At 66.7% G+C, this 10,363-nt stretch carries 8 protein-coding genes; 3 read left to right on the top strand and 5 right to left on the bottom strand.

Annotated elements, in window-relative coordinates:
• Positions 1-359: 359 nt before the first annotated feature.
• The 3 genes from M3I56_RS39860 to M3I56_RS39850 are packed head-to-tail and all read left to right on the top strand — an operon-like array spanning position 360 to position 4,605.
• Positions 360-1,829 carry an amino acid permease gene (locus M3I56_RS39860; protein WP_254358541.1) on the top strand — a complete coding sequence of 490 codons (1,470 nt, stop codon included), beginning with the start codon at positions 360-362 and terminating at the stop codon, positions 1,827-1,829.
• Between the two features lie 44 nt (positions 1,830-1,873).
• On the top strand, positions 1,874-2,881 hold the full coding sequence (locus M3I56_RS39855; RefSeq protein ID WP_375541883.1) for an AAA family ATPase: 1,008 nt from the start codon (positions 1,874-1,876) through the stop codon (positions 2,879-2,881).
• The gene (locus M3I56_RS39850) at positions 2,878-4,605 is read left to right on the top strand and encodes a cobalt chelatase (RefSeq protein WP_254358540.1); all 1,728 of its coding nucleotides are present in this window, start codon (positions 2,878-2,880) and stop codon (positions 4,603-4,605) included. Before M3I56_RS39855 ends, M3I56_RS39850 begins: the two co-directional genes overlap by 4 nt.
• 60 nt (positions 4,606-4,665) lie before the next feature.
• Here M3I56_RS39850 and M3I56_RS39845 read toward each other — a convergent pair whose 3' ends face one another.
• The 5 genes from M3I56_RS39845 to M3I56_RS39825 all read right to left on the bottom strand — a co-directional run.
• A complete protein-coding gene (locus tag M3I56_RS39845; protein ID WP_254358539.1) occupies positions 4,666-5,427 on the bottom strand; it encodes a sulfite exporter TauE/SafE family protein in 762 nt (253 codons plus the stop codon).
• Positions 5,424-6,464, bottom strand: a complete 1,041-nt coding sequence (gene pta / locus M3I56_RS39840) for a phosphate acetyltransferase (protein WP_254358538.1) — start codon at positions 6,462-6,464, stop codon at positions 5,424-5,426. Before pta ends, M3I56_RS39845 begins: the two co-directional genes overlap by 4 nt.
• Positions 6,465-6,630: 166 nt before the next feature.
• Complete coding sequence (gene xsc, locus M3I56_RS39835; RefSeq protein ID WP_254358537.1) at positions 6,631-8,442, bottom strand: sulfoacetaldehyde acetyltransferase; 1,812 nt, start codon at positions 8,440-8,442, stop codon at positions 6,631-6,633.
• A 190-nt stretch (positions 8,443-8,632) separates the two neighbouring features.
• Positions 8,633-9,037, bottom strand: a complete 405-nt coding sequence (locus M3I56_RS39830; protein WP_254358536.1) for a nuclear transport factor 2 family protein — start codon at positions 9,035-9,037, stop codon at positions 8,633-8,635.
• A gap of 151 nt (positions 9,038-9,188) precedes the next feature.
• On the bottom strand, positions 9,189-10,363 hold a 1,175-nt coding region (locus M3I56_RS39825; RefSeq protein ID WP_254358535.1), incomplete at its 5' end, for a PLP-dependent aminotransferase family protein.

The raw sequence follows: 10,363 nt of genomic DNA, 5'->3' as shown, positions 1-10,363 counted from the left end.
CGCGGCCATGCGCGGCAACGTCAGTGTGCGATTGCGGGTAAAGGCGGTGGGGGTGCGGCGCACGCGCTCGGCGAGCGCCGGATCGAACAGGAAATCGGAGAACTCAGCCAGAAGTCGGGAAGACGCCGGTATTTGAGTTCATATCGTTGATTTATCAGGAAGTTATGGTGTGAAGTTTACAGGTCCCACGGTTCGTTTACAAGCACTTCCGGGGCTTAAGTTGAGAGCATTGCCCCGCACAGGGGCAACACTGGCATACCGACGCGAACACAGGAAAACCCAAAAAACCCAAAAAACCACAAAAAAAGCGCCACCCAAAAGGCGCCTCGAGAATCGAACCGAAAATCTGTGGAGGTGACATGCAACCCCCGATGGACAACCAGGAACTGAAATGTGGCCTAAAGCAGCGCCACATGACAATGATCGCGCTAGGCGGCGTGATCGGCGCCGGTCTTTTTGTCGGCAGCGGCGTCGTGATCCAGCAGACCGGCCCAGCCGCCGCGCTCTCATTCCTCATCACCGGCGGCCTCGTCGTGCTGGTGATGCGCATGCTCGGCGAAATGGCGTGCGCCATGCCCGCAGTCGGTTCGTTCTACGAATATGCGCGTCTAGCATTCGCCACCTGGCGCGGACCGGGCAAGCTGGCAGGCTTCCTCACCGGCTGGATGTACTGGTACTTCTGGGTGATCGTGGTCGCCGTCGAGGCGGTGGCGGGCGCCAAGCTCGTCCAGTTCTGGCTACCGGACGCGCCCGCCTGGCTCATCAGCCTCGTATTGCTCGTGCTCCTGAGCGCGACGAACCTGATCTCGGTGGGCAGCTACGGCGAATTCGAGTTCTGGTTCTCCTCGATCAAGGTGGCGGCGATCATCGTTTTCCTCTTTCTCGGCGGCCTCTATGTCCTTGGATTGTGGCCGTCGTCGCTACATACGACCGCCGTATTGCCGACGCTGCTCGGCCATGGCGGCCTCATGCCGAAGGGCATCGGGCCGGTGTTGAGCGGCGCCGTCGCGGCAACGGGCTTTTACTTCGGCGCGGAGATCGTCACGATCGCGGCGGCCGAGGCGCGCGAGCCCGCCAAGGCCGTCGCGAAAGCCACGAACTCCGTCATCACGCGCGTGCTCGTGTTCTACGTCGGTTCTGTACTGCTCGTGGTCGCGCTCGTGCCGTGGAATTCGCCGGCCATGTCGACGCCCTATGTGAGCGCGCTCCAGGTGATGGGCTTGCCCGCCGCCGCGAACATCATGAACGCGATCGTGCTGACCGCCGTGCTCTCGGCGCTCAACTCGGGACTCTATGCGGCCTCGCGCATGCTGTTCGCGCTGACCCGCCACGGCGACGCACCAGCGGCGCTCGCGAAAGTCAACCGCCGTGGCGTGCCGGTGCGCGCGATCCTGCTTGGCACCGTGTTCGGCTATGTGTCGGTCGTGATGTCGTACGTATCGCCGGATACGGTGTTCGCGTTCCTCGTCAACTCGTATGGCACGGTCGCAATCTTCGTCTATCTGCTGATCGCCCTGTCGCAATTGCGCCTGCGCAAACGCCTCGATCCGGTGGCCGTTGGCGAGCTACGCGTGAAGATGTGGTGCTTCCCCTACCTCACATGGGTTGCGATTACGGGCATGGTGGGTATTCTCGTGGCGATGGCGTTCATCCCCGAGCAGCGCAAGCCGCTCTGGCTCGGCGTGGCGAGCCTCGCCGTGGTGCTCGTCACCTACGCATGGCTGCAGCGCCGCGCGCGCATCCGTGAGCGCGCCCGCGACTACGCGCCGTCCTTCGCGGCGTGGCCGCCCGCCGCTACAGAGACAGGTGCGGGCCGCTTCGGCAAATGAAGCCGCCGCCTGTATGCAGTCATGAAAGCGATAAGGAGGACGCGATGACCACAGAACGCGCGATGGAGGGGCCGGACCGCATGGTGTCGGTGCACGAGCGCTTCGGCTTCGATTCGAACTTGATGGTGCCGGCCTTCAGCGAGCGCGACGCCCACGTGCCGGACGTGGACGAGGCTTATCGCTTCAACCCCGAAGTCACGCTCGCGATACTCGCCGGCTTTACGCGCAACCGGCGCGTGATGGTGCAGGGGCTGCACGGCACCGGCAAGTCCACGCATATCGAACAGGTCGCCGCGCGCCTGAACTGGCCCTGCGTACGCGTGAATCTCGACGGCCATATCAGCCGGCTCGATCTCGTTGGCAAGGACGCCATCGTGGTACGCGACGGCCGCCAGGTCACGGAGTTCCAGGAGGGTATCGTACCGTGGGCGCTGCAGCGCCCGGTCGCGCTGATCTTCGACGAATACGATGCGGGCCGCCCCGACGTGATGTTCGTGATCCAGCGTATTCTCGAGCGCGACGGCAGCTTCACGCTGCTCGACCAGAATCGCGTGATCCGCCCGCACGCGCACTTCCGCCTCTTCGCGACCACCAATACGATCGGCCTCGGCAACCTCAACGGCCTGTATCACGGCACGCAAATGCTGAATCACGCGCAAATGGACCGCTGGAACGTGGTCGCCACGCTCAACTATCTGCCGCGCGAGGAGGAGGCCGGCATCGTGCTCGCCCGCGTGCCGGAGATGACCGAAAACGCGGGCCGGCAGCTCATCGATTCGATGATCAGCATGGCGGCGCTGACGCGCAAAGGGTTCGCGACCGGCGATCTTTCCACGCTGATGTCGCCGCGCACCGTCATCGACTGGGCCGAGAACTGCCAGATTTTCCGCGATCCCGCGCTGGCGTTCCGGCTCACGTTCCTCAATAAATGCGACGAGGCGGAGCGGCCGATCGTCGCCGAGTATTACCAGCGCTGCTTTGGCGTCGAGCTGGACGCGGCGTCCACCGCGAGGGGCGGCGAGGGCGGCGAACTGCGGGAGCCGCGCGCGTGACGTCCGTGCCCACGCCCGAGGCCGTGCGCGCCGCGCTGCGGCGCGAGGCGCTATGCGCGGCCGCCGTGCGCGCGCTCACCGGCGACGCCGCGCTGCATTATCGCGGCGGCCGGCTTTGCCGCGAGTCGAGGCCCTTGCCGCTTCATGCGCCGCACCTGCGCAGCAACGTCTACGAGGACGAGTTCGCCTCGCTGCGTGGCGCCGCCGACGCCGCCGGGCAGCGGCTTCTCCATTCCGATGCAGCGTTGCACCGGCTGCTGTCTCCCGAAGCCCCGATCGAGCGCCTGCTGTTCGAGCTGTTCGAGCAGGTGCGCTGCGAGGCGCAATTGCCGCCCGGCATGCCGGGCCTCGCGCACAACCTGCGGCACCGGTTCGAAACGTGGTCGCGCGCCTGGTGCCGGGCGGGCTTGAGCGAAGGCCATCTCGGCATCCTGCTCTATACGGTGGCGCAGATCGTCTGGTCGCGCGTGAGCGGCTGGCCCGTGCTCGACGAGACCGAGGATCTGATCGAAGCGACACGCGCCGGCATCGTGCCTGCGATCGGCGTGCAAGTTGCGGGGCTGCGCGCGACTCGCGCAGATCAACGCGCCTACGCGACGCATGCCCGCGAGCTGGCGCGCCGCGTCGCGACGATGCTCGACGACGCGCGCGCGGCGCGGGCAGGGGACGACGCCGAGGAAGCGCGCGCAACCGACGACGCATTGACGTCGTTCTCCCTGTGGGTCGACTTCGACGAAACGAGTGTCGAGCTGCCCGCGCTCGCCCCGAGCGGCGTGAGCCGCGTGCTGGCCGAGGCGGCGAATGGCTATCGCGCATACACGACGCAGTACGACCGCGAGATTCGGCCCGCCACCCGCGTGCGCGAAGCGCTGCTGCGCGAGTATCGGGAGCGGCTCGACGAGCGCATCGCCGCGTGCGGCATCAACGTTGCGCGGCTCGCGCGCACGCTGCAGATGGCGATTGCGGTGCCGCAGCACGACGGCTGGCTCTTCGGCGAGGAGGACGGCCGGATCGACGGCCGACGCCTCGCGCAGGTCGTCAGCTCGCCCGCCGAGCGGCGCGTGTTCAGGCGCGAGCGATTCGAGCCGCGCAGCGATTGCGTGGTGGGCTTCCTGATCGATTGCTCGGGGTCCATGAAGGCGCATATCGAGCCCGTTGCCATGATGGTCGATCTGCTCGCGCGCGCATGCGAGCAGGCGGGCATCGCGACCGAAGTGCTCGGCTTCACGACGCTCGCCTGGAACGGCGGCCGTGGACGTGCGGACTGGCTCGGGGGCGGGCGACCGCCCCACCCGGGGCGCCTGAACGAGACCTGCCACATGGTGTTCAAGTCCGCCGACGAGAGCTGGCGGCGCGCCCGCCCGGCCATCGCCGCGCTTCTCAAGGCGGACCTGTTTCGCGAGGGCGTGGACGGGGAGGCCGTCGAATGGGCGTGCGCGCGGCTCGCGGGCCGCGCCGAGGCGCGCCGCATTCTCGTTGCGATCTCGGACGGCAGCCCGATGGACACGGCAACGGCGCAGACGAACGACGCCTTCTATCTCGACAACCACCTGAAGGAGGTGGTGGCGAGGCACGAGGCGATGCGCGATGTCGATGTGATTGGGCTGGGTGTCGGGCTGGACCTCAGTCCGTACTACCGGCATTGCGTCGCGCTCGACTCCGGCGAGGCGCTCGATATGGCGCGGCTGATCGGTCTCGCGCAATGGATCGGGGCGCCGCGTTAGCGCAATGGGCGCGGCCTGCGCGCAGTTATCGATTCCTGTGCGGGCAATCCCCGGCTCACATCAAACCATCAGCGCCTTCACCGCACACAGCACGAGCGAAGCGCCAATGATCATCAGCACGCCGAACGCCAGCCTGCGCATCGCGAGGGAGGAAAGCGGCGGCGGGTAGTGGCGCGCCGCGAGCGTCATCAGCATCACGACCGGCGCGGCGAGCGCAGCCTCGATGCAGATCGAAGCGGGAAGCTCGCCCTCCCAGGCGCTGAACAGCACGCGCGTGAGCGACGTCACCGTGAAAAGCAGGATCAGCGCGCAGCGAATCTCGATCAGCTTGAGCGGCTGGCGATAGAACTGGAAGATGAGCGGCGGTCCGGACACGCCGAACATGCCGCTCAGGAGGCCGCCGCACACGCCGCTCACGAAAAAGCTGCGGTCGCCCGAGCGTTGCGCGAGCGGCGCGGGCCGCAGCGCGGCGCCCAGGCCGCCGTACAGCACGACGGCGCCTAGCAGCAATTGCAGCATGCCGGAGGCCGAGGCGCTTAGGTAGTCGAGCACCAGGACACCCACCACGACCGAGGGCAGCACGCCGAGCGTCGCGGCGCCCACCGCCCGCCAGTCGATATGGTGAAGCTTGCCGGGCAGTGCCGCCGCGCTGTTCGCGAGCGTGACGAGACTCAGCAGGGTGGCGATGCTTGCGAGCGGCGCGAGGCTGAAGCCGCTCGTGGCGCCCATGACGATCATGCTGAGGCCGAAGCCTGTGATCGTCTGAAAATAACTGGCCGCGCCGATCACGGCGATCAGCACCAGGACCTTCTCATGCGTCATGCTGCGTGGGGTTCCTTCGAGTGAGTGACGTCGCGCTGGCGGGCCGTCTGCGCCTGGACCGCCGTCGTAGCGATCACGTAATAGATATCCTCGGGGCAGCAGCCTCGCGAGAGGTCGTTGGCGGGCCGGTTCAGACCCTGCATCAGCGGGCCGATGGCCTTCGCGCCGCCGAGACGCTCCGCGAGCTTGTAGCCGATATTGCCCGCATCGAGATTCGGGAACACCAGCACGTTCGCGTGGCCGCCGCACTGCGAATGCTCGATCTTGCGCTCGGCGATCTCGGCCACGAGCGCCGCGTCGAGCTGCACGTCGCCGTCCACGCAGAGGGCGGGGCGCTGCTCGTGCACGCGCCGTGTCGCCTCGATCACCTTATCCACGCTCGCATGGTGGGCGCTGCCGCTCGTCGAGAACGACAGCATCGCGACGCGCGGTTCTTCCATCAGCAGGCTGCGCGCGCTGTCGGCGGCGGCCATGGCGATCTCGGCGAGTTGCGCGGCGTCGGGGTCCACCACGAGCGCGCAGTCGGAGAAGATCAGGCCGCCTTTATAGCGATGAAACGGCTCGCACAGCATCATCAGGAAGAAGCTCGACACAAGCTTGAACGACGGCTCGACGCCGATCAGCTGGATGGCCGTGCGCACCACATCGGCGCTCGTGTGAACCGCGCCCGCCACCGACCCGTCCGCGTGGCCGAGACGCACCATCAGGTTGGCAAAGACGAGCGGCTTCGCGGCCTCCTCCCACGCGAGCGCGGGCGTCATGCCTTTAGCGCCGCGAAGCGCGACCAGTTGGTCGGCGAAGGCCGCGCGCCATGCGCTCTTTTGCGGGTCGATCAGCGTGATCTCGCCGAGATCGACCGACTCGCGCGCGGCGGCCGCGCGAATCGCGCCCGGGTCGCCCAGGAGCATGATGCGCGCGATGCCCTCCTGGTTCGCTCGCGCCGCGGCGGCGAGCACGCGTGGGTCATCGGCTTCGCACAGCACGATGCGCATGGGCGCGAGGCGCGCGCTTTCCACGATACGGTTCAGGGCTTTCATGGTGTCATGGGCTCATGGACGCACAAACGGAAGGACTCACGCCAGCAGCTGGCGTGTCCAGACGAAAACCGGCCACAAGCGGGTGCCCCGCCTGCGGCCGGCGATCGGACGCAGCCCGCGCGCACCTGCCTGCAACATACGGCGCGCGCGGGCTGCGGCTGGCCCTTCAGACGAAGTCCTTGTACTTGTCGAGCAGGCGCACGGGCTTCGAGAGCGCGTCGCGGCGGAACGGATCGCCCAGCTCGCGCGTGCACATGATCTCGACGATGGTCGTCTTGCCCTGGTTCATCTGCAGATCGATGGCGCGCTTGAGCGCCGGACCCACGTCCTCGAGCTTGTCCACCACGATGCCTTCCGCGCCCATCGCCTTCGCGATGCCGGCGAAGCTCGGGCTTTCCAGCTCGCCGGCCACGAAGCGGCGATCGTAGAAGTCCACCTGGTTCTTCTTCTCGGCGCCCCATTGGCGGTTGTGGAACACGACTGCCGTCACCGGAATGTTGTGGCGCACGCAGGTGAGCGTTTCCATCAGGCTCATGCCCCAGGCGCCGTCGCCCGCATACGCGATCGCGGGGCGGTGGGGCGCGGCCACCTTCGCGCCGATGATGGTCGGGAACGCGTAGCCGCAGTTGCCCCAGCTCATCGCGGCGAAGAGGCTGCGCGGCTTGTTGAAGCGCAGATAGCTGTTCGCGACGGAGTTGATGTTGCCGATGTCGGTCGACACCATGACGTCCTCGGGCATCGCCTTCTCGAGTTCGCGCAGTACCTGGCGCGGATGCAGATACTCGCCGCCGGTGGGCGGGCGCTCGTGCTTCTGCTCTTCGATCATGTCGAGGCTGTAGGCGTCGCGCTCGTGCGTCCACGAGTCGAGTTCCTTTTCCCACGCGGCCTTTTCGGTGGCGATCTGGTCGGCGCGCTCGGCGCGGTTGGCGTCGCTCGCGAGGGTGCGGTTCGCGAGGCGCTCGGTCAACGCCTGCGCCGAAGCCTTCGCGTCGCCGCAAATGCCCACCGAAATCTTCTTCACGAGGCCGAGCATCTTGTGATCGGCGTCGATCTGGATGATCTTCGCGTCTTTTGGCCAGTAGTCCATACCATGTTGCGGCAGCGTGCCGAACGGTCCGAGGCGCGAGCCCAGCGCAATCACGACGTCCGCGCGCGAGATCAGCTTCATCGCGGCCTTCGATCCCTGGTAGCCGAGCGGGCCGCACCAGAGCGGATGATTCGCCGGGAACGAATCGTTGTGCAGGTAGCTGTTCACGACGGGCGCGCCGAGGCGTTCGGCGAGCGCCTTGCACTCTTCGATCGCGTCGCCCATCACGACGCCGCCACCGGAAATGATGACGGGGAACTTCGCGGCCGCGATCAGATCGGCCGCTTCGTTCAGGCTTTCGGCGCCGCCGGGGCCGCGGTCGAGCCGGCGCGGCTGCGCAATCTCGGCCTTGATCTTGCCGTAGAAGTAATCGCGCGGAATGTTGAGCTGGGTCGGGCCCATTTCGGACATGGCGCGGTCGAAGCAGCGCGCGGTGTACTCGGCCATGCGCGCGGGGTTCGTCACGTGGCCCTGGTACTTCGTGAACTCCTGGAACATCGGCAACTGATTCGCTTCCTGGAAGCCGCCGAGGCCGATGCCCATCGTGCCGGCTTCGGGCGTGACGATCACGACCGGGCTATGGGCCCAGTAAGCCGCCGCAATGGCCGTCACGCAGTTGCTGATGCCGGGACCGTTCTGGCCGATCACGACGCCGTGGCGGCCCGATACGCGCGAGTAGCCGTCGGCCATGTGCGCCGCGCCCTGCTCGTGAACGACGGGAATGAGGCGAATGCCGGCGGGCGCGAAGATGTCCATCGCATCCATGAACGCGGAGCCCATGATGCCGAACATGTCGGTCACGCCGTTGGCCGCGAGGGTTTCGACAAAGGCCTCGGACGGGGTCATGTCCTGCGGGCCGCTGGCCGTCTGGGTGGGGGTCTTTTCGCTCATCAACTGTCTCCGGTTATCGTTTGACGGAACGCCGTGTTTTGAATGCTATTCGGCACCCAATGAGGGTCAAGGGATTCCGTCCTTGATGGGTGAATCTGAAATGGAATGGAACGTTTCGTTTCAAAACACTGGGCGACCGATGCGCCGATGCGCCGGTGCGCCGGTGCGCCGCTGCGCCGCTGCACGCGGGTCAGGCGGCCTGCTTCGGGCGCTCCTTGCGGAACGCGCGCTTCACGGCGATCAGGCCGTCGCGGAATTCGAAGAGATCGCAGCCTTCGGCTTCGATCCGCCAGCCTTCGGCATGCGTGCCGCTGAACACCCATTCGGATAGGCCGCGTTCGCCCGCGACGTAGTGGCGGCCGTCGCCCCAATGGGCGTCGGGGAACGTGCGAAAGACCGCTTCGAAAGCGGCGCGCACCGCCTCACGCCCGACGAAGCGGGTGCCGTATACCTCGGGGCCGCCGGCCGCGTCGAACACGCAGTCTTCGGTCATGAACCCCATCAGCGCGCCGGCGTCATGGCGGTTGAAGGCGTCGGAAAAGGCGGCGAGCGTGTCGGCCGTGACGGCGGGTTGGGCGCTGAGCGTGTCTGCCATACGTGTCTCCAGTGGAAAAGCCGGTGCCGTCCGGTGCGCGAGGACTCGCGCGCGGCACGGTATATCGACACGTTAGGGTTTGCCTCTCGATGGCGGTAGCACCAGTGCGGAGCTTTCGCCTGGGCCAGCGCCCGGAGACTTCCTGAGAAGCTCAGGCGGGCCGCTGCTTGCGCACGACCTCGGCGAGCGCGCGCACGCCGGGCTCGATTTTCTCGAGCTTGATGGCGGAGAAGCCCATGCGGAACCACGGGCTGTGTTCGGCATCGTCGGCGAAGAACACGCCGCCGGGCTCGATCAGGATGCCGGCCTCGCGTGCATCGTCTGCGAGGCGTGAAGAGTCCAGCCACGCCGGGCCCTCGACCCAGCACGAGGCACCACCGCCGATCGGCACGTAGCGTACCTCGGGCAGATGGGTGTCGAGCGCCGCCATCAACGCGCGGGCGCGCTCCTTGTAGGCATGCGCGAGCCGGCGCAGCAGCGCGTCGTGGTGTCCGAGCGCGAGGAACGTCGCGAACGCGCGCTGGATATAGGCCACCGGGTGCCGGACCATCAGCCGGCGCAGCGAGCGCAGCTCGCGCACGAGCTCTTTCGGGCCGACCACGTAACCGAGACGCAGGCCGGGGGCGAACGTCTTCGAAAGGCTGCCCACGTAGATCACGCGATCGGCCGTGTCGAGGCTCTTCAAGGCGGGATGCGGCGTGCCGGAGAAGGTGTTTTCGCTCTCGTAGTCGTCTTCGATGATGACGAAGTCGTGCTGCTGGGCCAGTTCGAGCAGCGCCTGGCGGCGCGCGATGGGCATGGTGGCCGTGGTCGGGCACTGGTGGCTCGGTGTGACGAACACGTAATCGCAGCGGGCGAGCGAGTCGCGCAGGCGCACCGGGTCGATCCCTTCGCCGTCGATCGGCAATTCGAGCAGCTGCGCGTTGCGATTCACGAAAATATTGCGTGCATCGGGATATCCCGGATTCTCGAAGCCGACGGTCGTGTTCTTGCCGCACAGCAGGTCGGCGACGAGATAGAGCGCCTGCTGGCAGCCATTTGTGATGATGATCTCCTCGGGCATGGCGAACACGCCGCGCCGCGGCAGCACACGCGTGCGGATCTGCTGGATCAGCGACTCGTCATCGCGCTCGATCAGGTCGGGCGCCCAGTTGCGGATCTCCATGATCGAGAGCGCTTTCAGGCAGCACTCGCGCCAGTCATTGGTCGGAAAGAGCGATTGATCGAACTGCCCGTAGATGAAGGGATATGCGTAGTTCTGCCAATTGGCGGGTTTGACGATGTTGCGCTGGGCGGAGGGCGGGCGCACGATGCGCGCATTCCACG

The sequence above is a fragment of the Paraburkholderia sp. CNPSo 3281 genome (genome assembly GCF_024206515.1).
In the GTDB taxonomy this organism is placed as follows: Bacteria; Pseudomonadota; Gammaproteobacteria; order Burkholderiales; family Burkholderiaceae; genus Paraburkholderia; species Paraburkholderia nodosa.
Note: the sequence above shows the minus strand (reverse complement) of the source record. Positions and strands in the feature narration are given on the sequence as shown.